The following is a 23,070-nucleotide window of genomic DNA, read 5'->3' as shown; positions in this document are numbered from 1 at the left end:
CCGGTGCCATGACATCAGCCATCCCTATCGCTCGCGAGCAGTCCTTTCACGGCCTGCGACCATCCCTTTAATTTCCGCGCGCGCGTTGCATCATCCATCGCTGGCGTGAAGCGGCGATCGAGTTGCCATTGCGCGGCAAACGTCTCCGGCGGCGGACAGACATTCGCTGCAAGGCCCGCGAGATAGGCCGCGCCCAGCGCCGTCGTCTCCGGGATCATAGGACGGTCGACTATTGCCTTAAGGATGTCAGCGAGGCGCTGCATGGTCCAGTCCGAGACGGACATCCCGCCATCGACGCGAAGCGAAACGTCTTTCGCCGCGAGATCCGGCCAGTCGGCGCGCATCGCCTCCCACAAATCGCGCGTCTGGTAGCAGACACTTTCCAGCGCCGCGTGCGCGAGTTCGGCGGGGCCTGTGTTGCGCGTCAGCCCGAACAGCGCACCGCGCACGCGCGGATTCCAGTATGGCGCGCCGAGCCCGACGAAGGCCGGAATGAGATAGACTGATTGCGTCTCGTCCGCCTGCGACGCGAGATCGTCGCTGTCATGCGCAGTCTTGATGAGGTGAAGGCCATCGCGCAGCCATTGCACGGCGGAGCCCGCGACAAAGATCGAACCTTCCAGCGCATAGGTGCGCTTGCCATTCAATTGATAGGCGATGGTCGTCAGCAGCTTGTTTTTTGACGCCACCGCCGTTTCACCGGTGTTGAGCAACGCGAAGCAGCCAGTGCCGTAAGTCGACTTCATCATCCCCGGCGCGAAGCAGGCCTGACCGACGGTCGCCGCCTGCTGGTCACCCGCGATGCCGCGAATGGCAATCGGCCCATCGAACAATTCAGGCATTGTCGCGCCGAAATCAGCCGCGCAGTCGCGAACCTGCGGCAGCAGCGCGCGCGGCACCCGCAACAGCTTGAGCAGATCGTCGTCCCACGCGCCGGTGTGGATATTGAACAAGAGCGTGCGCGAGGCGTTGGTCGCATCGGTCGCATGAACTGCGCCGCCCGTGAGCCGCCAGAGCAGATAGCAATCGACTGTGCCGAACAGAAGCTCGCCACGCAAGGCGCGTTCGCGCGCGCCGCTGACATGATCGAGAATCCACGCGACCTTGGTCGCCGAGAAATACGGATCGGCGATCAGCCCTGTTCGCGCGGCAATCAGCGGCTCGCTGCCATCCGCCTGCAACCGCGCGCAGACATCCGCTGTGCGCCGGTCCTGCCAGACGATGGCCCGGTGGATCGCCTGTCCTGTCTTGCGGTCCCACACCACAACCGTCTCGCGCTGGTTGGAGATGCCGATGGCCGCGATGTCGCCCGCGTGGACATTGCCTTCGCGCATCGCGGCGCGGCAGGTCGCGAGCGTGCTTGTCCAGATGTCTTCGGGCTCGTGCTCGACCCAGCCCGATGCCGGAAAGTGTTGCGGATATTCCTGCTGCGCTCTGGCCGCGACCGAAAGATCGCCGCGAAACAGCATCGCGCGCGAGGATGTCGTGCCCTGATCGATGGCGAGGAGATAAGCCATCGCCGATGCCTAGTGCACGATCTCGAACAATCCGGCCGACCCCATGCCGCCGCCGACGCACATCGTCACCACGGCGTATTTCGCCTTGCGACGCCGGCCCTCAATCAGAACATGGCCTGCAAGCCGCGCGCCGGTCATGCCGTAAGGATGACCGACTGCGATGGCGCCGCCGTTGACGTTGAGCTTCGCCGGATCGAGGCCAAGCCTGTCGCGGCAGTAGATCACCTGCACCGCGAAGGCTTCGTTCAATTCCCACAGGTCGATGTCATCGACGGTCAGGCCATGGCGCTTCAGGAGACGCGGCACCGCGAACACCGGGCCGATGCCCATCTCGTCCGGCTCACATCCTGCGGACACCATGCCGCGAAAGATTCCGAGCGGCTTGAGATTCCGCCGCGCCGCCGTCTTGTCGCTCATGATGACAACGGCGCTCGCACCGTCCGACAACTGGCTCGCATTGCCTGCGGTGATGGTGAAGCCCTCACCCATCACCGGCTTCAGCGCGGCAAGGCCTTCGGCGCTGGTGTCGGGGCGCGGGCCCTCGTCCTGCGACAGCGTCACGTCCTTGAACGACACTTCGCCGCTTGCCTTGTCGAGCACGCCCATTTTCGTCGTGACCGGCGCGATCTCATCGTTGAACTTGCCCGCGACTTGCGCGGCGGCGATGCGGCGCTGGCTCTCCAGCGCGTACTCGTCCTGCCGCTGCCGCGAAATGCCGTAGCGTTTCGCCACCACCTCGGCGGTGTCGAGCATCGACATGTAGATCTCCGGCTTGATCTGTTTCAGCGCCGGATCGACGGCGTGAAACATATTCATCTTGTCGTTCTGCACGAGGCTGATCGATTCGCCGCCGCCGCCGATCGCGATTTCGACACCGTCGAACAGCACCGAGCGCGCGGCATTCGCGATGGCCTGCAGGCCCGAGGCGCACTGACGATCGACGCTCGTTCCCGCGACACCCACCGGCAGGCCCGCCCGCAACAACGCCTTGCGCGCGATGTTGCCGAAGGTCGCGCCCTGCTGGAGCGCCGCGCCCATCACCACGTCCTCGACCTCCGCAGGATCAAGCTTGGCCCGCTCCACCGCCACCTTGATGGCATGGGCGAACAGGGTCGCCCCTTCCGTGGCGTTCAGAGCGCCCCGATAGGCCTTCCCAATCGGGGTGCGGGCTGTGGAAACAATGACGGCCTCCGGCATGCAACTCCCCCTTGTCAGACAGGCGCCGATTCACGCGCGTGACGATGTTGCACGCTTCACCAGCCAAAAACCATGACCGGCTACCCGGTGTTAGCCACGCCGGGTTCCGTCATAGTCCAAAGGTTGTAATCCGCCGCACTTTTCCTTATTCCGGCGCAGTCCGTTTGGTATGGCGTCGGCAGCAGTGTCCTGTTTCACGCGGTACCGAATCCATGCATAAGGTACCTAATGACCGACAAACGTACCCTGCTTCGCGCCATTTTCGACGCTGCCGTGAGCGCGGCCCACCCCGATAAGATGCTGCGCCGGCACCTGCCCGGCCCGCCGCCGGGACGGGTTTTCATCCTTGCTGCCGGCAAGGCCGCAGCCGCGATGGCTGCCGCCGCCGAGCGTCATTACATGGACGATGCCGGTCTGAGTGCGGACCGAATCTCGGGCGTCGCGACCACCCGGCACGGCCATGCCGTGCCGACCCGCCGGATCGAAGTCATCGAAGCAGGCCATCCCGTCCCCGACGAGGCCAGCGTGCGCGGCGCCGAGAAAGCCCTGGCGCTCGCTGCGGAAGCCGGTCCGGACGACCTCGTTCTGGCCCTGATCTCGGGCGGCGGCTCCGCCAACTGGATCGCGCCCGTCGAAGGCATCCCTTACGCGCAAAAGCAGCAGGTCAACAAAAGCCTGCTGCGCTCCGGCGCACCGATCTCCGAAATGAACACGGTGCGCAAGCATCTGTCGCGCATCAAGGGCGGACGGCTCGCCCGCGCTGCCTACCCCGCCCAACTGGTGACGCTCGCCATCTCGGACGTGCCGCATGACGACCCGGCGGTGATCGCATCCGGCCCGACCGTCCCCGATCCTTCCACGCTGCAGGACGCACGCGCCATCGTCGAGCGGTACAAACTGCAAGTGGACGACGCGGTGCGCGCGGCGCTGGCCGATCCGCGCAACGAAAGCGTCAAGCCCGGCGACAAGGCCTTCGAGCGCGCGCGCTTCGACATCGTCGCCAGACCACGCGATTCACTCGACGCCGCGCTGCGGGTCGCCGCCCAGGCCGGATATGAAATCCTCGACCTTGGCGCAGACCTCGAAGGCGAGGCCCGCAAGGTTGCCGCCGAGCACGCCAAGCTCGCTCTGGATGCCCGCGCCAAGGGCAAGCGCATCGCCATCATGTCGGGCGGCGAACTGACCGTGATCGTGCGCGGCAACGGGCGCGGCGGCCCGAACCAGGAATACGTTCTGGCCGCAACAGCGGCACTGGCCGACACCAAGGGTATTTCCATTCTCGCCGCCGATACCGACGGCGCCGATGGCGGGGGCGGCTCGCCGACCGATCCTGCCGGTGCGATGGCCGACGAGACGACATTTGCGAAAATGCGGGAGCTGAAGCTCGACCCGATCGCCTATCTCGACAATAACGACGCCACGACGTTTTTCGAGAAGACCGGCGATCTCGTGCTGACCGGGCCGACGCTCACCAACGTCAACGACATCCGGATCATACTGGTCGATTAAGGCGTCGACCGATTAGCGCTTGCCTCTCGCGGCAAGCGCAGTCCCGGCGCGTCCTGCGCCCGGATCGAGCGGCCTGATATCGATCAGGCGCTGAGCGGCTCGATATCGTCGTCGGCCATTTCGGGGATGGCCCGAAGCGGCTTGGTCGACAGCGTGATGGCACGGCGGCTGCTTGAAGCGGAAGCAACCTGTCCCGACGGCGCCTCGCGCGACATCGCAAACAAGGTCGCACCGACGGTGCCGCCCTGCTCTTTCAAATCCTGCTCGCTGCATGTCGCCGCGATCGCAAGGCTCATCGAATGCAGATGGGCCCGGCGGTAGCAGAACAGCGCCAGCATCGCCCGCACATCGCCCGACACCGTCTCGACCAACTGGGCCAGGCCGTGTTCGCTCGCGCGATAGAGGCTACCGAGCAGTTCGTCCCCGACGGGGCAGGAATCATTGTCCAAGGAATTACGGCTGGAAGACATTGCTCTCTCCTTCCGCAAAAGATGCGATGCAATTCGCTAACGGAAGGTTAACCATAAGGAACCACGGCGTCGGACGACGCTCAGTCTTCCTTCAGCCAGCGCTCGACCGGCATGACGTCGGGAGCCTCCGCGTATTTCTTCGGCCACAGATCGACCACCCATTCAACGCCGGTCGCCTTGTCGACCACGACCGCCGTGTTGTGCGGCGTCTGCAGCGCGAACGGATTGCCCCGATAGCGCGGATTGCCGACGGTATGGAATTTCAGAAGGCCCCACTCCTGCAGTACCAGCAACAGGCTGGTGGTATCGCGGGTGGTGTCGAAACAATCAAAATTGGTGGCGTCCGATCCGGCGCGGATATCGGCCTTGGCGACCCGCTTGCTGGTGCCGATCACCGGTCCCACGCGGCGGTCGAACCAGATGACGGCCTTCTGGAGCGCCCCACGTTCGGCAGCCGCATTTGCCTTCCCTGCCGACAGGATCTGCGTCAGCGTCCTGCGATCCGCGTCGGAGAACACCAGGGTCATGCGGCGGCGGCAGACGAAGCCGTAGCACACCGTCATCTCGCTCATGGACGGCGGATTGATCGACACCGAGGAATAAAGATCGGCCTGCGGCGGGGTCAGTTCCATCGCAAAGCCTGGAACCGGCGACATTGCAAGCATCGCCAGAAGCGCGCCCCGAAATGATGAACTGCGTGACATGACGACCCTCGACACCAACCAACGCTCCGAAAACTAATCGAGCAAAAGCGAGACGCCAAGCCACCGCGACAATCTTATCGCCGCGTGTGGAAATTTCCCCTGCACTGATGCATCAAAGAACCACTGGCGGGTCCGGCAATTCATTGCGATGCGTATCATACGCCGGAAAATGCGCCGCGAGCTCAGCCGTGATCCGCTCGATCCCGGACAACACGCCTTGTTCGAAATGGCCCTGCCGGAACGCACTCTCCATGATCGCGCAAACCTCGCGCCAACGCTCCGCGCCAACCTTCGCGTCGATGCCGCGATCGGCGACAATCTCGACATCGCGATCCGCCAGCAGCAGATAGATTAGCACGCCGGAATTATTTTCGGTGTCCCAGATGCGCAGGTGCGCAAACAGGTCGAGCGCGCGCTCCCGCGCCGATTGTCCGGCCAGCAGCGGTCGCCCGTCGAGCGCGCCTTCGACGACGAAACGTATCTGGCCGGCATGCCGCGCCTCGCTGGCCTTGATCGCATCCTCAATGCGCTTCAATCCCTGTGGCGAGAACGCCTTGCGCACGCGCGCGCGATTGCTGAGAAGATGCTTGCTCAATCGCCTGATGTTCACCGCCATCGCCGTTCCCGCTACCAGTTTCCCGATGCGCCGCCGCCACCGAAACTGCCGCCGCCTCCGCTGAAGCCGCCACCGCCCGATCCGCCACCCCAGCTCGATCCGCCACGGCCACCGCCATAGCCGCCGCCACCGCCGGAGAAGGGAATGGCATCGCCGATCAATGTGAAGAAGAACGCGATCATGCCGACGATCAGCGAGACCGCCCAGAACCCGACGAACCACCAGGCCACGATGGCGACGCCGCCACCCGTCAGCAACGAGCCCGGAAACCGGCCAAAGGCCTGACGCAAAATTCCGCCGATCACGATGGTGAGAATCAGAAGGACCGGAAAAGCCTGGCCAATCTCGTCCCAATTGCCCTGACTGACGTTGCTGCGCGGAGCAGGCGCGGGCAGCGGCTCGCCATCGATCACCTTGATGATCCGATCAACCCCGGCATCGATGCCACCGGCGAAATCACCCTGCCTGAATTTCGGCGTGATGATTTCGTTGATGATGCGATTGGCGGTGACGTCGGGCAGCGCGCCTTCGAGGCCATAACCAACCTCGATGCGTAGGCGGCGATCATCCTTGGCGACCAGCAGCAGCACGCCGTCATCGACACCCTTGCGCCCCAGCTTCCACTGCTCGACGACGCGGATGGAATATTGCGCGATGTCTTCGGGCTGCGTGGTCGGCACGATCAGCACCGCGATCTGGCTGCCCTTGCGGGCCTCGAACGCGGCCAGTTTCTGGTCGAGATTCGAGATGTCGGCGGCGCTCAGCGTTCCGGTCTGGTCGGTGACGCGCGCGGTGAGCTGCGGCACCGCGACATCCGCCACGGCGACCGCCGCCCAGCACAGCAGGAACGCAAGAACGAGCTGCCTCGCGATCTTCATCGATGCGCCTCGCCGGCCACCCCGCTACTTGGCAGGCGCCGGAGCGGGTGCGGGTGCATTGAAATCGACCTTCGGCGCAATCGATATATCTTTCTCATTATCGACGGTGAAGTTCGCCTTGGTCTTGTAGCCGAACACCATCGCGGTGAGGTTATTCGGGAAGGTGCGGATGTTGACGTTATAGTCCTGCACCGCCTTGATGTAGCGGTTGCGCGCGACCGTGATGCGGTTCTCGGTGCCTTCCAGTTGAGCCATCAGGTCGCGAAACAACTGGTCGGACTTGAGCTGCGGATAGTTTTCGGTGACGACCAGCAGGCGCGACAGCGCGCTCGACAGTTCACCCTGCGCTGCCTGGAATTTCTGCAACGCCGCCGGATCGTTGACGACATCGGGACCCGCCTGCACGCTGCCGACCTTGGCGCGCGCATTGGTGACGCCGAGCAGCACATCCTTTTCCTGCTGCGCAAAACCCTTCACCGAATTGACGAGGTTGGGCACGAGGTCCGCGCGGCGCTGATACTGGTTCACCACCTCCGACCAGGCGGACTTCACCTGCTCGTCGTTTTGCTGGATCGCATTGTATCCGCAATTGGTCAGACTAAGTGTCGCGAGCGCGGCGAGAACCGTCAGCAACCTGCGCATGAAAAATCTCCTGTCATTGAACGCGCACATCCGCGTGCGGTGATGGTCGCATCTTATATCATCACGAAGACTGCATCGTGCGCCAGCCGCCAGCATCGCACTGGCGAGGCGCAAACCTGAATGGGGGCAGCATAGCGTCAAGGCATAGATCAAGAAAATACATCGGTGCCATCGGCCCTGACGATTAATTCAAAATAGATGCTTTTGCTGGATTGTATGCAATCGGGACTGAGTCTTCGCGATGGCGGGACGTCGGACAGTTTTCGTCGACCTTGCCGGATCAACCATCACGATTGAAATCTAAGGATATTTCCATGCGCCCGTCGTTCAGAATGGCTTCGATTGCGTTGGCTGGCTTTATGGCCGCCCTGCCCGCTGCCCACGCCGAGGATGGCGTCTCGGCGGACAAGATCGTGCTTGGTCAGGCGGCAGCGTTGACCGGCCCGGCGGCAGCCCTGGGGCAGGGCATGAAGCTGGGCCTCGAAGCGGCATTCGCCGAGGCCAACAAGGCCGGCGGCATCAAGGGCCGGAAGCTCGAACTCAAGAGCGTCGACGATGGCTATGAGCCGACGCGCTCGATCGGGGTCGTCAAGAAGCTGCTGGAAGAAGACAAGGTCTTCGCGATTATCGGCACGGTCGGCACGCCGACCGCCGCCGCGATCCTGCCGATCGCGACCAATGCCGGTGTCCCGATGATCGGCGCATTCTCCGGCGTCGAATTTCTCCGCGAGCCTTATAAGCCATTGGTGATGAACGTCCGCGCCTCCTACTACCAGGAGACCGAGGCGATGGTCGAGCATCTCACCAAGGATCTCGGCTACACCCGCATCGGCATCATGTATCAGGATGACGGCTATGGGCAGGCGGGCCTCGCCGGGCTGCAGCGCGCGCTGGAAAAGCGCGGCATGAAGCTCACCGGTGAGGGGACGTACGAACGCAACACGGTCGCGATCAAGACCGCGCTGCTTGCGGTGCGGAAGGCCAAGCCCGAAGCCGTGGTGATGATCAGCTCCTACAAGCCAGCGGCGGCATTCATCAAGTTGGCGCGCGAGATCAAGTTCGACCCGACCTTCGTCAACGTCTCCTTCGTCGGCTCCGACGCTCTCGCCAAGGAGCTTGGCTCGAATGGCGCGGGCGTGGTCGTGACGCAGGTCGTGCCATTCCCGCTGGACAATAAGATTCCCGTGGTTGGCCACTATCAGGCAGCCCTCAAATCCGTGGCGCCGGATGCCAAACCGGGCTTCGTATCGCTGGAAGGTTATCTGGTCGGCCGCACATTGATCGCCGGGCTTGAGAAGATCGATGGTGCGCCGACGCGCAAGGGATTGATCGAGGCGGTCCAGAAAGCCAGCCCGATCGATGTCGGCGGCATGAAGCTATCCTACAGCACCACAAGCAATCGCGGCTCCGATCAGGTCTTCCTGACGGTGATTCAGGCCGACGGCAGCCTGCAGGCGGTCAACCGCTTGCAAAAAGCCGGAATGTGACGGCGAAGGCTTCAGTGAAGACGGCAACAATGGATAAGGCACGAGCTTCGGGGGATACGATGAAGGCCGTACTGTCGAAATTGCATTTTGGTTTGCGGGGCCGCCTGTTCATGGCGTTCGGATTGGTCGCGGCATTGACCGTGATCGCAAGCCTGAACGCGATATTCTCCTATGTCAGCCTCGGCAATTCTCTCGGCGTGATCGCCGAGCAGAGCCTCCCCGAATTGACGCGATCCTCCAGCGTCATCAAGGCTGCAGGCGATGTCGGCGCGGCCGCCCCCAGCCTGCTTGCCGCAGCGAACAACGCCGAGCGCAGCGATGCCCTCAAGGCGCTTGCGGCTGCGCGCGAAGAAATGAAACACAGCATCGGCCTGTTGAGCGCGGATGATGCCGCCAAGCTCAACGGCACTGCCGGGCGCATTCTCGAAAACCTGACGCGGCTGGAGAAATCCGTCACCGAGCGCCAATCGATCGCCGAAGCCCGTCATGCCCTGATCGGCGAATTGCGCAAGACACACCAGAAGCTTGCTGAAAAACTGATCCCGATTGCGGACGATGTTGGCTTCGCGCTCACGATGGCGCTGGAAAAGGCCGCTGACGAGCCCGACCCTGCCACCGTACATACAACCTTGATGGGGCTGGCCGATAATGAACTCGGCGAACTTCAGGCGGTGCTGGCGCTGCGTGCCGAATCCAACCTGATGCTCGGTGTCCTCGTCGAGGCCGCCGATCTCACATCCGCCGACCTGCTGCCGCCGGTGAAGGATCGCTTCAATGCAGCCGCCAATCACATCAACAAGGCGGCGGCGATCCTCAAAAACCCGGAAACGACCAAGCTTGTCGGCCAGTTGGTCGCTATCGGTCGCGGCTCGAACAATATCTTCGATCTGAAGCAGAAGGAAATCGCGGCCACCAAGGCCGGCGTGGACGTGGTGGCTCAGAACCGCGTGCTCGCAACCGAATTTGCAAAGGAAGTGGCCGGGCTCGGCCAGCGGAGCGAAGTCGCCGCCGCAGGCGCGGTGCAGGCTTCCCAGGCCGAAATCGGCCGGGGCCGGGTCGTGTTGATCACGATCGCCCTTGCGAGCCTGCTCGCGGCGCTGCTGATCGGCTGGTTCTATGTCGGCCGTGGCGTGGTGCGTCGCCTCGTCGGATTGCAGACGAACATGAAGGCGATTGCCGCCGGAGACCTCGCGGTGGACGTGGCCACCAAGGGGTCGGATGAAATCGCCGCGATGGGCGAAGCGCTTCAGGTGTTCAAGGACAACATGGCGGAATCCAACCGCTTGCGTGCCGAGCGGATCGAAGGCGAGAAGCGCGCCTCGGCCCAGCGCCGGAGCGAGATGTCGCAACTCGCCGACGAATTCCATGCCGCGGTCGGCGAAATCGTGCAAACGGTGTCGTCCGCTTCCACCGAGCTCGAGGCGTCGGCGAGGACACTGACCTCAACCGCAGCGGAGACTCAGCAACTGTCCGCGATGGTAGAAACCGCGTCGGGCGACGCGTCCCGGAATGTCGATTCTGTCGCCGCCGCCACCGAGGAGATGACCGCTTCGATCGCCGAGATCAATCGTCAGGTGCAGGAGTCCAACCGTATCGCCTCCGACGCGGTGCATCAGGCTGAAATGACCGATGGCCGCATCAACGAATTGTCCAAGGCGGCGACACGGATCGGCGACGTCATCAATCTCATCACCTCCATCGCGGAGCAGACCAACCTGCTGGCGCTGAATGCGACCATCGAGGCCGCGCGCGCCGGCGAATCCGGCAAGGGGTTTGCCGTCGTCGCGCAGGAGGTCAAGTCGCTGGCGACCCAGACCAGCAAGGCGACCAACGAGATCAGCTCCCAGATCGCCGGCATGCAGGTGGCGACGCAGGAATCGGTTGGCGCGATCAAGCAGATCAGCGCCACCATCGGCCGCATTTCGGAAATCGCTTCGGTGATCGCCGATTCGGTCGGACAGCAGGGCAGCGCCATTCAAGAGATTGTCCGCAGTGTTCAGGGCGCGGCCAAGTCAACCAGCGAAGTTGCCGGCAACATCAGCGAAGTGAACAAGGGCGCCAATGAAACGAGTTCGGCATCCTCGCAGGTGCTTTCGTCGGCGCAATCCCTGTCCGGCGAAAGCAATCGCCTCAAGCTGGAAGTCGATCGTTTCCTGGAGACCGTACGCGCCGCCTAACGGGCGGAAGCCTGCGAGGCGATGTGAATGGCGCAGACTGGCGATAGCGAACCCGCTATCGCCACATAAGCTACAAGCTGGCTTTGACCTGCTGATTTGAATGGCGCGCCCGAAAGGATGCGTTCCAGCCCTGTGCAGCACTTCTATCACTATCCCGTCAATGGCAGCCCCATCCCGCTCCTCTTCTTTTTCCAAGGCGTCGCCTGGTTCTCCAGCAACCGAACGCCTGCAGGATGACTGAAGCATAAAACAGTTTGTGTTTTGTGGCTCGTAGCTTGCAGAAATCGGACCAGGAAGTGCCCCTGTTCCTTCTTCACTTGAGCCAGATCAAGCACTGCAGATAAGAAAGTGCGACTGAGTTTCGGTGCGGAGCTGAAGCATGGTCACGGGTCAAGAAAACTCCCCCTCACAAGAAACACAAACGTACAAAACCTCATCTGAGAACGGGATCGTTCCCCCCGGCAGGGAGCACCTTCCCGTGCCTCAATCACGAGACAACCGAACAGTCAGGCATCGATGGCTGCCAGCAGCCTTACTGCTGCTCGGTGCCCTATCTGGCGGAGCAGGATACTACTGGTGGGAGCGATTGCACCCATCTCTCCCGATTGGGATCAGTTACGGAAACGGCCGCATCGAAGCAGACGAAATTGATATCGCCACAAAATACGCAGGCAGAATCGCTGAGTTGGGAGCGGACATTGGCGATCTGGTGTCTCCCGGACAGGTCGTGGCCAAAATGGATACCCAGGATATCCAGCAATCCCTTTCGAAATCCGAAGCAACGGCGCGCCAAGCGCAGAAGGCGATCGACGAAGCGCAAGCAAATCTTGTCCAGCAACAGACTCAGCAGAGGCTCTCAGAACAAGAGATCGAGCGAACCCGCACCTTGTTGAAGAGTGGCTGGGCAACAAAAGAATTGATGGACCAACGGCAACAACAGCTTGACGCCGCCAATGCCGGCCTGACTGCCGCGAAGGCCAGGGTTCTTCAGACAGAGCATGCGCTCAGCGCAGCAGAGCACGATGCCGCCTTCTATAGAGTCCAGATCGCTGACAATGCCCTCATCGCGCCCAAGAGAGGGAGAATCCAATACCGGCTTGCCAATATTGGCGAAGTCCTTCCCGCTGGGGGCAAGGTCTTCACCATGCTCGACTTCTCATATGTCTACATGGACATCTATCTACCCACCGCGGAAGCGGGCAAGGTCAAGGTCGGCGACGATGCCCGTATCGTTCTTGACGCCTATCCCGATCATCCAATTCCCGCGAAAGTCTCGTTCGTCGCGAATCTATCCCAGTTCACACCGAAGACAGTGGAGACAAAAAGCGAGCGCGATAAGCTGATGTTTCGAATCCGGGTGCGGATTGATCAGGACCGTTTGCTTGCACACAGCGATTCCATCAGAAGCGGCCTGCCAGGCGAGGCCTATGTGCGCTGGGACTATTCAGTCGGTTGGCCCGCAAAACTTAAGAGCGCTCCATGAGTGGCTGTAATGGTCCAGTGGCGGTCGTTCGGGGTCTCTCTCACAACTACGGCTCCGTGACCGCTTTGGACGACATATCGGTCGACATTCCCATGAGCCGGCTCACTGGACTGATCGGCCCCGACGGCGTCGGAAAATCGTCGCTACTCGCGATCATGGCCGGCGCGCGCAAAATCCAGCAGGGCTGCGTCACGGTCCTCGGCGTCGATATCTCAAACTCCTCGGCACGTACTCAGATCTGCCCCAAAATCGCATACATGCCGCAGGGACTCGGAAAGAACCTGTATCCTGACCTCAGCGTTCGTGAAAACATCGAGTTCTTTGCCAGGTTGTTTGGCCAGTCCCATCGGGAACGCGAATGGAGAATCAAAGAGCTCCTGGAAAGCACCGGACTGAGGCCTTTCGTCGATCGACCCGCCAGCAAACTTTCAGGGGGAATGCGGCAGAAGCTCGGCCTGTGCTGCTCGCTCATTCACGATCCTGATCTTCTGATCCTCGACGAACCCACCACCGGTGTCGATCCGCTGTCGCGCCGGCAGTTCTGGGATCTCATCGGCAGGCTGCATGCACGTCGGCCGGAGATGAGCGTGGTCGTTGCAACCGCCTACATGGAAGAGGCAGAACATTTCGACTGGTTGATTGCCATGAACGAAGGACGAAGCCTCGCTGCAGGCACGCCGTCCGACCTGAAACAGCAGACGCATACAGGATCGGTCGAGGACGCCTTCGTCACATTGCTGCCGCGGCGGGAGCCGGCTCGCGCTGAAAAGCAGAGTGCGGAGAATGCTCAGCCGCTCCTCACTCCGACAGAGCCAGTCATTGTTGCAAAGAATTTGACATGCCGCTTCGGCAATTTCACCGCCGTCAATGGAGTCAACTTCACGATCCGACAAGGTGAAATCTTCGGCTTTGTCGGCTCGAACGGATCCGGCAAAACAACCACCATGAAGATGCTGACGGGACTTCTGCCACCCACCGAAGGCGAAGCTCTTGTCTTTGGAAAGCCGCTGGCAGCCGATACCATCGAGTCTCGTCGCCGCGTCGGTTACATGTCGCAATCTTTTTCGCTTTATAGCGAGTTGACGGTTCGGCAAAATCTCACTTTGCACGCCAAGCTCTTCCACCTTCCGGAAAAGTTTGCGGAAGAGCGGATTGCCGAGCTGATTGAGAAATGCAATCTCACCGGCTACCTTGACAGCCTTGCCTCCACACTACCGCTTGGAATCAGACAAAGGCTTTCACTTGCCGTTGCCATTGTTCACAAGCCAGATCTTCTCATATTGGATGAGCCGACCTCCGGCGTTGATCCGGTGGCCCGCGATCAGTTCTGGAACTTGCTGATTCACCTGTCGAAAAACGAAGGCATTACCATCCTCGTATCGACGCACTTCATGAACGAGGCCGAGCGTTGTGATCGAGTATCGCTGATGCACGAAGGGCGGGTGCTCGCCACCGACACGCCTGCCGACTTGATCCGGGCCAAGAACGGCAACAATCTTGAAGATGCCTTCATCAGCTTTCTCGAGCAAGAAGAGCCAAGCGAGCAGACGAAATCTCTCGGCATCTCGACAATCACATCCGACGCATCACGAACTACCAGCGTTGCGTCAGACGGAACAAATTACCAAGACCGTCCTGCCATTTTTCAGAGCTTTCAGAGATTGGTCGCCTGCACCATTCGAGAGAGCCTCGAACTCCTCCGCGATCCCATCCGACTCATGTTCGCGTTGTTTGGCACCACTCTGCTGATGGTCGTTTTCGGCCTCGGGATATCCACCGACGTCAACAACCTGACATTTGCCGTTCTCGATCGCGATCAGACTCCCGAAAGCCGTGCTTATCTCGAAGAAGTCAGGGGATCGAGCTACTTCGTTGAGAAGGCCCCGCTGAAGGACTATGCAGACCTCGACCGGCGTTTGAAGAACGGAAGCATCGATGTCAGCATCGAAATTCCGCCGAATTTCGGATCAGACATCAAGCGGAGCCGACCGGCCTGGGTCTCCGCGTGGATCGACGGAGCCATGCCTTTCCGGGCAGAAACCATCCGTGGCTATCTCCAGGGTATGCACCAACTTTATCTGAGCGATCCGGCTATCAAGACGACGCAACCATCGAATCCGTTCTCCGCCGACATCGAAGTAAGATTCAAGTACAATCAGGATTTCGACAGCATCTATGCAATGGTGCCGTCGACCATTGCGATGATGCTGGCGCTATTTCCGGCAATCCTGATGGCCCTTGCCGTGGTGCGTGAGAAAGAGCTCGGCTCCATTACCAATCTCTATGTCACGCCGGTGACCCGGCTGGAGTTTCTGGTCGGCAAGCAGCTGCCTTACGTCGCAGTCGCGATGATTAACTTTACAGTCATGTTCGCAATAGCCGTGTTGCTTTTCCGTGTACCCCTGAAAGGCAGCTTCCTGGCCCTGCTTATTGGCACGATCATCTATGTCTTCACTACCACCGGCTACGGAATGTTGATCTCGACATTTTGCAGCAGCCAGATAGCAGCGCTGTTCGGAACGGCAATCCTGACAATCCTTCCAGCCCAGCAATTCTCCGGCATGATGACGCCGGTATCTTCTCTGTCGGGGACGGCACAACTGATCGGCTTGATTTTTCCTATGACCTACTATCGACCGATCAGCGTCGGGACCTTTACCAAGGGACTGGGGTTTTCCGATCTCACCTCCAGCATCCTGCTTTTGATACTGTTCATTCCGGCGCTGACGATACTCAGCCTCTGGCTGCTTCCGAAACAAGAACGATGAAAACCGATGCGCAGTCTCTCCAACATATTCTGGCTCGGCACCAAAGAATTGAGGAGCTTCTTCAGCGACTGGGTGTTGCTTGCCTTCGTAATCTATTCATTTTCACTGGCCGTCATCAGTCAGGCACAAAGCAGTTCGCAAGAGCTGTATCACGCATCGATAGGCGTGGTAGATGAAGACCATTCCGAGTTATCGCGACGGATTACGCACGCGTTTCTCATGCCGTATTTCAAACCACCGGTCCTGATCGATGAAGCCGACATCGAACCCCTGATGAATGCGGGCCGGTATACCTTCATCATCGATATTCCACCGAACTTTCAGCGGGACGTTCTTGCGGGCCGTCAACCGGCGCTTCAAATCAATGTCGACGCTACCGCCATGGTCCAGGCGGGCCTTGGCTCCGGGTATGCTCAGCAGATCATCAGTACCGAGATCGCACAATTTTTGTCACGCCGCGAAGGCACGCCGCTATCACCTGTCAATCTGGCAATCAGGATCGCCTTCAACCCCAACGTAACGACCTCCTGGTTCACCGGCGTGATGAGCATCATTGGCAGCGTCAACATACTGGCGATTATCCTCGCCGGCGCAGCCCTCGTCAGGGAGCGTGAACACGGCACCATGGACCACCTCATGGTCATGCCCATCACTCCTTTCGAAATCGCGATGTCGAAGATTTGGGCGAACGGACTTGTGATTGCTGTCGCCGTTGCGCTTGCGATCTATCTCGTGATTCGGCTGCTTCTGCAGATTCCGATTGCCGGTTCCATTCCGTTATTTTTGTTCGGCACCATCCTGTATCTGTTCTTCGCTACAGCGCTCGGCCTGTTTCTCGGCACCGTGGCCCGGTCCATGCCGCAGCTTGGCCTGCTCTTCATGCTTGTGGCGACGCCGATGAATATTCTGTCAGGCAGCGCGACTCCACTGGAGAGCATGCCGCCTTGGCTTGCGACCATGATGCAGGCATCTCCCTCGACGCATTTCGTTGCTCTTGCTCAGGCGATTCTCTATCGGGGTGCAGGATTCGACATCGTCTGGCCGGAGTTCCTGGCAATCAGCGGCATCGGCGTTCTGTTTGTATGGCTCGTGCTCATCCGCTTCCGATCTGCCATCGGTTCCGCGTCGTCTTAGCTCCGCAATCTGTTGTTTGACCTATAGCAAAAAGCCAATGCAGGCGGCTGCTAGAAAGGCCGATTGATCGATACCAGCGAATGATGGCGCTATGGCAGGCAATCCGGCGGTAATCAGCTCTCCCCAAAAGGATATTGGCCTGTCGACACAAGAGGCAAACCGCCGCCTCCAGACCTTTGGGCCCAACTCCGCGATTGATGTCGAGGAGAGCACTTGGCGCCTGTTGTGGGCCAAGTTTCTTGCGCCCATTCCCTGCCTGTTGGAAGGCGCGATCATCCTTCAGATCATTCTCGGCGAGTACATCGAAGCCTCCCTGATCGCCGTATTGCTGATCTTCAACGCAACGCTCGGCTTCTTTCAGGAGAGCCGCGCCCGAGCGACGCTGGAAGCCCTGAGAAAACGCCTGGCCCTAAAAACGACGGCCCTTCGCGACGGAGCATGGACGATCCTGCCTGCAGAGAAGCTCGTACCCGGAGATATCATCAAACTTTCCCTGGGAAGCGTCGTTGCAGCCGATGTCCGCTTGAAATCCGGCTCCGTACTGCTCGATCAATCGATGCTTACCGGAGAATCCCTTCCCGTCGAAGCGGGGCCCGGCCGTGAGACTTACGCTGGCGCCCTGATCCGCCGTGGCGAAGCCGTCGCCGAGGTCACTGCGACTGGTCATGCCACAAAATTCGGAAAAACCGCCGAACTCGTGCGCACGGCTCACAATGCGAGCTCCCAACAGCAGGCCATCTTTCGGGTCGTCCTTTATCTCGCAATAGCCAATGGCATATTTGCGGTTGCCCTGATCGGATATTCGATTTTCCTCAAACTCCCGGTCGAGGAGATCTTGCCGCTGGGTTTAATTGCAGTGCTGGCTTCTGTACCGGTCGCCCTGCCCGCCACCTTCACGCTTGCTGCGGCGAACAGTGCCCAGAAACTTGCGAGAACGGGCGTACTACCGACACGGCTTTCCGCCGTCGATGAAGCAGCCACCATGAACGTGTTGTGTGTCGACAAGACCGGTACTCTGACTCAGAACGAGCTTGCGATCGCAAAGGTTGTGCCGTTCGACGGATACGACGAAAACAGCGTTCTCGGATTGGCGCGGCTCGCCAGCTCCGACGGCGGATTGGACCCCATCGATGCCGCCGTGCGCGAGTCTGCCCGCCCAGCGCCGGCCGGTTTGAGGCTCGAGCGATTCACTCCGTTCGATCCCAACACCAAGATGGCGCAAGCCATGGTGCTGGACTCGTCGGGATCGCAAAGGACGATCATCAAGGGCGCTTTTTCCTACGTGGCAAAAGCCAGCCGTTGCACACTGCTCGCCACTAGCGAAGCCTCCAAGTTGGAAAACCAAGGTCTGCGAGTCCTTGGCGTCGCCGAAGGGCCTCCCGGGAAAATGCGTCTTGCGGGGTTGCTGGCGTTGAGCGACCCGCCGCGACCTGACGCTCGGGAGTGCGTCAGAACTCTGCAGCAGATGGGCATCCATGTCGTGATAGTGACAGGCGACGCACCCGAAACCGCTGCAACAGTTGCACGGGCCGTCGGACTCGAAGGAAAAGTCTTCGCTGGAAGAACGATACCGGATCGGATCGAGCCAGAGGACTTCGCAGTTTTTGCTGGCTGTCTCCCGGAAGACAAGTTCATACTCGTTAAAGCATTTCAATCGGCTGGCCATATCGTCGGAATGTGCGGCGACGGCGCGAATGATGCGCCAGCATTGCGGCAAGCGCAGTTTGGCATCGCTGTATCCACCTCGACCGACGTTGCCAAATCGGCTGCCGGGATTGTCCTGACAGAACCGGGATTGTCCGGAATCGTCAACGCCGTCACCCAAGGGCGCATCGCGTTCCAGCGCATTCTCACCTACACGTTGCGCTCGATCCTGCACAAGGTTCGGCAGGTGCCGTATCTCGGAATCGGACTTTTCATGACAGGCCACGCCATTCTCACACCGATGCTCGTGGTGATTTCGATGATCACCGGCGACTTTCTGGCGATGTCATCGACCACGGACAACGTCATTCCTTCGCCTAGACCGAATATATGGAAGATCGGCGATCTGACGCTGATGGGAATCATGATGGGAGCATTCGATCTGCTCTTCTGCGTCCTCATCCTGTGGATCGGACATGCGAAGCTGCATCTTCCAATTGAGACGATGCAGACATTGACGCTCGTCAATCTGGTCGTGAGTGGTCAGGCCATTTACTATGTGGTCAGAGAGCGGCGTCACCTCTGGTCATCGCGGCCGAGCAAGATCGTCGCTGCCTGTTCAATTATTGATCTTACGCTGGTGCCATCGCTTGCCGTGACCGGAACGTTGATGGCGCCCTTGCCTGTTCCGATCATCGCCGGATTATTCGGAGTTTCTGCCATCTTCGCATTCACGCTCGACGGCGTGAAAACAGTCCTTCTGCATCATCTCACGATAGATTGATAAAGCACAGCCATCTTAATCGAAATGCAAACGCGCGACTCAACTCTCTCGCCGTTCTCACTTCCATTCGCGCTAATGCGAAATGAATACGGGGACAGTCATCGTCGCCAGGATTCCGCGCGTAGCACCACCCAAGATGAACTCATGCAATCGCGAATGCCCGTAGCCACCCATTACAAGCATGTCTCCGCCGCAGTCGGCAACATGCGAGAGAATGACGTTTGCGACGTCGCTGTCCGCACCGGGCAGCGCCGTCATCTCCACTTTGACATCGTGCCGGGCGAGATGATTGGCCATATCGGCACCGCGAAATTCGTTGCCGCCCTTGGTCTTTTCGTTCGTGACGATGAACAATTCAACCAATGCCGCCCTCCTCAGGATTGGCAGCGAGTCGTTGATGGCACGCGCCGCAGCACTGCTTCCATCCCAGCAACAGACAATCCGTTCTACTTTCAGCCCTCCCTTTTGAATATAAGGGACAACGATCATTGGACGCCCCGAGTCGAATAGCGCCGCTTCAATCAGCAGATCATTCTCTGGACCATTGGTGTCGTCGGATTGCATGATGATGCTCAGATCGAAACGACGCGCCATCGTTGAGAAACTCTGGGCTGGCGAGAAGCCGTTTTCGGTATCGAGTCTACATTCGACCGAAAGGGCGCTGCGTTTGGCTGCAGCCTCAAAGCGCTCCAAGGCAGCAGCTGCTTGCTGATTTGAATCTCTCATCACGTCATCGAGAACATAAGGTGGAACGCCTGGCATGAAATAACTGGGAACGACCCCCCTACCCGCGAAGGCTACCCCCGCCAGATGAGCGTCAAAGGCTTCCGCAACTGAAATGGCATAGCCGCAGACACTGTCCCGCGACTTTTCCGTCTCAAGATTCAAGATGATGTCCTTAATCATGGTTCTCTCTCCGGGAGGAAAAGATATACGTGATCCAAGACGCTCTCATATGTCGCACATACGATATTGACCGAGGTCAAGAGGCTCCCGCAATCAGCAAGGTTTCCCACGTCACTTAACGGGGCTTGATCGATATCAACCAGATGGGACGGCGTACGACCTAAAATAAATAATATGATGGGAAGAATAATGGTTGATCCTTTTGCCTCGAAAGCTGCTCCATTGACGAGCGCGATCAAAATTCCGACTGCTCCGGTTGAGGCGACTCCGGCATCACAGCCGCTTTCGATCGATCGTGTTGTTCACGCTGCCGAAGCGCGATTGACAGGCTCCCTCTCCACAATCTCTCTCGCGCTTGCCTATCTGGATTTTGCATGGCATCTCGCGAACTCGCCTGGACGCCAGATTCAACTGGCCTGCCGCGCCTTCGAATTGTTCGAACAGCTCACCAAGTCGGAAAAATGGATCCACCCCTTACCCCAGGACTGGCGCTTCAATGACCCGGCATGGGATGATTATCCGTTCAATGTGATCTCGCAGAGTTTCCTGCTCATCGAGGAGTGGTGGCGCGAGGCAACCACGGGACCCGCCGGCGTCGCGAAATCGCACGGCAATGTCATCTCCTTTGCCGCGCGGCAGATCCTCGACATGTATTCGCCCTCCAATTACGCGTGGCTTAATCCAGAGGTTCTAAGAGCGACAGTTCGACAAGGCGGCTTCAACTTCGTGAAGGGATTCTACAATTGCGCCGAGGACCTCCTCGGCGCCGCAACCGGCGGAAAGCAGGGCGCGGGTCATTTCGTTGTCGGCGAGAATGTGGCGATCACCCCCGGCAAGGTTGTATTCCGAAACGAGTTGATCGAACTGATTCAATACGAACCGGCCACCGTGACCGTCCATCCGGAGCCGGTGCTGATCGTGCCCGCATGGATCATGAAATATTATATTCTCGATCTTTCCCCCGAGAACTCGCTGATCCGCTATCTCGTTTCACAAGGCTTCACTGTGTTCTGCATATCCTGGCGGAATCCGAATGCCGGAATGCGCGACGTCTCGTTCGACGACTACCGTCGCCACGGCGTCATGGTGGCGCTCGATGTCATTCAGGCGATTTGCGGAAATGCCAAAGTGCATGCCTGCGGCTATTGTCTGGGAGGCACGATTCTCGCCATCGCGGCAGCCACCATGGCGCGGGATCGCAACGACCAGTTAGCCACGGTGACGCTGCTCGCCGCACAAACCGATTTCAGCGAACCTGGCGAGCTCCAGCTTTTCACGGACGAGAGTGGATTGGCGCTGCTCGACGATGTGATGTGGCGTCAAGGCTATCTCGACAGCACACAGATGGCAGGGGCATTCCAGCTCCTCAGATCGAATGACCTGATCTGGTCACGGGTCGTCAAATCCTATCTGCTAGGTGAGCGGGAGCAACCAAGCGATCTGATGGCGTGGAATGCGGACGCAACACGCATGCCCTATAGGATGCATTCGGAATATCTCCATCAGATGTTTCTTCATAACGATCTGGCAGAAGGCCGCTACATTGCGGGCGGCGAGAGCATCGCGCTGCAGGACATTCATGCGCCGATCTTCAGCGTCAGCACGGAGACCGACCACGTTGCACCCTGGCGCTCGGTCTACAAAATTCATCTTCTGAATAGCGGCGATATCACCTTCGTTCTGACGTCTGGCGGGCATAACGCAGGAATCGTCAGCGAACCGGGTCATCCTGGCCGCCATTTTCGTATGATGAACCGTCCGTCAAAAAGCGATTATCTATCGCCGGATGAATGGGCGATACGGGCGGCGAAACAGGACGGCTCATGGTGGCCGGCATGGGTTGACTGGCTCAAAGACCATTCAGGCGCCGCGCTTTCGCCTCCACCATTAGGTGCTCCGGAAATGGGATATCCGGTTTTGGAAGATGCACCCGGCTCCTACGTCCGCGAGCATTAGGAACTCGGTATCTGGACTAACGGCATTGATCCGCCTCAAGACAGGGCGCGTTCAATTCACTACGCTAAAAACCTCAACCGGAGACTTGCGTCATGTGCAGTGCCAAAACTCCTATGGAAATGTTCGCCATCTGGAACTTCCACAACGGATCGACGAGAGACTTCGCCAGCAAATTCTGGGAAAGCCAGTCGAAGGTCCTCGATAGCATGCAGAGATTTTCGGCCGGCTGGTTCGATCGGCGCCATGTCGGCACACGAGCCGCGCTCGAGGCCTCCCTGCGTGCTTGCGAGTCAAAAAACGCCGCCGAGATGATCGCGTGCTATCAGGAATGGGCCGCAGGAGCAGCATCGCGCATTCTCGACGACCAGATCGCATACCAACAACTCGTTCATACTGCGGTTTCATCAATGGCGTCGGCTCAGGCCGGACAGCAGACCAACGAGGAAGCCCTCCCCTTTATTTGGCCGAGAGCCGCGTAAATCGAGCTTCAGGAAAACGCTTCCTGATTGGCACAGTTGCACCTACAAGTTATTGGCGCTGAGCGGATGCAGAGGTGATATCTGCCGCCTTTACCGGCCGATCCTTTGGCCGCAAGGTGGCCGAGAGCGCCCCGCACCACGCTGGCTGTCCATCTTACTCGATAACATGAAGCAACATTACCTCCTGTTCAGGGGAGGTTGCGTCGCATTTGCCACCAGTGCTCACGCCTGCAGTCAGCGGAGGTAATATGCCGCCAGCTCGTCCCAGGGCTACGCCGGCATTCCAATAGAGATCCTGGACGATTCGCGCCTGATCGAGTCCTTTAGCGACCTGCCCAGCAGAATAATTGCACCACGCTACGAAAACATCCGACGCCGACTTCGACGCGAATAGGTCGCGCACCAAGTCTTCGCTCTTTGTAGCTTCAGTGAGCATCCTCAAGCCGCAATCCCAGCTACCTGCGGCAAGATCACAAAGCGTTGCCGAAACATGATCGGTCAAGATATCGGACCTTCCGTTCGCACGATTGAATACTCCCTCGTGAAATCCTTACGGCGTATCCTTTCGAGACCTCTGAGCGACCACAATCCCAATCCCGCCCATGAGCTTGTCATTCATGATCCTCCCCGTACTTAGATATCCCATCTATTCCAGAATGCGCACTGGCTGGGGGAACCACATGAGCTAGATCAAACGAAACGACATTTCATGCTTTTAG

Annotated in this window: 18 protein-coding genes; 9 read left to right on the top strand and 9 right to left on the bottom strand. The window is 59.5% G+C overall.

What is annotated here, in order from left to right; translation table 11 throughout:
• Positions 1–14: 14 nt before the first annotated feature.
• Both glpK and AC1RNA_RS06010 read right to left on the bottom strand, forming a co-directional pair.
• A complete protein-coding gene (glpK, locus tag AC1RNA_RS06015) occupies positions 15–1,517 on the bottom strand; it encodes a glycerol kinase GlpK (protein WP_492950473.1) in 1,503 nt (500 codons plus the stop codon).
• 9 nt (positions 1,518–1,526) lie between these two features.
• Positions 1,527–2,714, bottom strand: coding sequence for an acetyl-CoA C-acyltransferase (locus tag AC1RNA_RS06010; protein WP_492950472.1), 1,188 nt, complete (start codon positions 2,712–2,714; stop codon positions 1,527–1,529).
• A 228-nt stretch (positions 2,715–2,942) separates the two neighbouring features.
• Here AC1RNA_RS06010 and AC1RNA_RS06005 point away from each other — a divergent pair, with 228 nt between their 5' ends.
• Positions 2,943–4,223 (top strand): glycerate kinase type-2 family protein, encoded by a 1,281-nt coding sequence (locus AC1RNA_RS06005; RefSeq protein WP_492950471.1) that lies wholly within the window; start codon positions 2,943–2,945, stop codon positions 4,221–4,223.
• An 83-nt stretch (positions 4,224–4,306) separates the two neighbouring features.
• On the opposite strand, the gene AC1RNA_RS06000 is transcribed toward AC1RNA_RS06005, so the two are convergent.
• The 5 genes from AC1RNA_RS06000 to AC1RNA_RS05980 all read right to left on the bottom strand — a co-directional run bounded on the left by AC1RNA_RS06000 (position 4,307) and on the right by AC1RNA_RS05980 (position 7,533).
• Positions 4,307–4,693: a hypothetical protein gene (locus AC1RNA_RS06000; protein ID WP_492950470.1), complete on the bottom strand. Its 387-nt coding sequence runs from the start codon at positions 4,691–4,693 to the stop codon at positions 4,307–4,309.
• 80 nt (positions 4,694–4,773) lie between these two features.
• Entirely contained in the window at positions 4,774–5,397 is a 624-nt protein-coding gene (locus AC1RNA_RS05995) for a hypothetical protein (protein WP_009337634.1), read from the bottom strand.
• Positions 5,398–5,509: 112 nt separating this feature from the next.
• Positions 5,510–6,013 (bottom strand): TPM domain-containing protein, encoded by a 504-nt coding sequence (locus AC1RNA_RS05990; protein WP_492950469.1) that lies wholly within the window; start codon positions 6,011–6,013, stop codon positions 5,510–5,512.
• 11 nt (positions 6,014–6,024) lie between these two features.
• The gene (locus AC1RNA_RS05985) at positions 6,025–6,891 is read right to left on the bottom strand and encodes a TPM domain-containing protein (RefSeq protein WP_492950468.1); all 867 of its coding nucleotides are present in this window, start codon (positions 6,889–6,891) and stop codon (positions 6,025–6,027) included.
• A 24-nt stretch (positions 6,892–6,915) separates the two neighbouring features.
• Positions 6,916–7,533: a LemA family protein gene (locus AC1RNA_RS05980; RefSeq protein ID WP_492950467.1), complete on the bottom strand. Its 618-nt coding sequence runs from the start codon at positions 7,531–7,533 to the stop codon at positions 6,916–6,918.
• Positions 7,534–7,847: 314 nt separating this feature from the next.
• Here AC1RNA_RS05980 and AC1RNA_RS05975 point away from each other — a divergent pair, with 314 nt between their 5' ends.
• The 6 genes from AC1RNA_RS05975 (at position 7,848) to AC1RNA_RS05950 (ending at position 19,010) form a co-directional block, all read left to right on the top strand.
• Positions 7,848–9,020 (top strand): ABC transporter substrate-binding protein, encoded by a 1,173-nt coding sequence (locus AC1RNA_RS05975; RefSeq protein WP_009337638.1) that lies wholly within the window; start codon positions 7,848–7,850, stop codon positions 9,018–9,020.
• A gap of 59 nt (positions 9,021–9,079) precedes the next feature.
• Positions 9,080–11,197, top strand: a complete 2,118-nt coding sequence (locus AC1RNA_RS05970) for a methyl-accepting chemotaxis protein (protein ID WP_009337639.1) — start codon at positions 9,080–9,082, stop codon at positions 11,195–11,197.
• A gap of 379 nt (positions 11,198–11,576) precedes the next feature.
• A complete protein-coding gene (locus AC1RNA_RS05965; RefSeq protein WP_492950466.1) occupies positions 11,577–12,680 on the top strand; it encodes an HlyD family secretion protein in 1,104 nt (367 codons plus the stop codon).
• Complete coding sequence (rbbA, locus tag AC1RNA_RS05960; protein ID WP_492950465.1) at positions 12,677–15,448, top strand: ribosome-associated ATPase/putative transporter RbbA; 2,772 nt, start codon at positions 12,677–12,679, stop codon at positions 15,446–15,448. The genes AC1RNA_RS05965 and rbbA overlap by 4 nt, the downstream gene beginning before the upstream one ends.
• 6 nt (positions 15,449–15,454) lie before the next feature.
• Entirely contained in the window at positions 15,455–16,582 is a 1,128-nt protein-coding gene (locus AC1RNA_RS05955) for an ABC transporter permease (protein WP_492950464.1), read from the top strand.
• Positions 16,583–16,673: 91 nt separating this feature from the next.
• A complete protein-coding gene (locus AC1RNA_RS05950; protein WP_492950463.1) occupies positions 16,674–19,010 on the top strand; it encodes an HAD-IC family P-type ATPase in 2,337 nt (778 codons plus the stop codon).
• A 72-nt stretch (positions 19,011–19,082) separates the two neighbouring features.
• Here the strand turns inward: AC1RNA_RS05950 and AC1RNA_RS05945 are convergent, their stop codons facing one another.
• Entirely contained in the window at positions 19,083–19,916 is an 834-nt protein-coding gene (locus AC1RNA_RS05945; protein ID WP_492950462.1) for a universal stress protein, read from the bottom strand.
• A 189-nt stretch (positions 19,917–20,105) separates the two neighbouring features.
• Here AC1RNA_RS05945 and AC1RNA_RS05940 point away from each other — a divergent pair, with 189 nt between their 5' ends.
• Entirely contained in the window at positions 20,106–21,872 is a 1,767-nt protein-coding gene (locus AC1RNA_RS05940) for a PHA/PHB synthase family protein (RefSeq protein ID WP_492950461.1), read from the top strand.
• 92 nt (positions 21,873–21,964) lie between these two features.
• Positions 21,965–22,351, top strand: coding sequence for a hypothetical protein (locus tag AC1RNA_RS05935; RefSeq protein WP_492950460.1), 387 nt, complete (start codon positions 21,965–21,967; stop codon positions 22,349–22,351).
• A gap of 154 nt (positions 22,352–22,505) precedes the next feature.
• Here AC1RNA_RS05935 and AC1RNA_RS05930 read toward each other — a convergent pair whose 3' ends face one another.
• On the bottom strand, positions 22,506–22,853 hold the full coding sequence (locus AC1RNA_RS05930; protein WP_156186797.1) for a hypothetical protein: 348 nt from the start codon (positions 22,851–22,853) through the stop codon (positions 22,506–22,508).
• Between the last annotated feature and the right edge of the window lie 217 nt (positions 22,854–23,070).

It is taken from the genome of Afipia sp. GW821-FHT14H12 (assembly GCF_058803465.1).
This window is presented reverse-complemented; position numbering and strand designations above follow the sequence as displayed.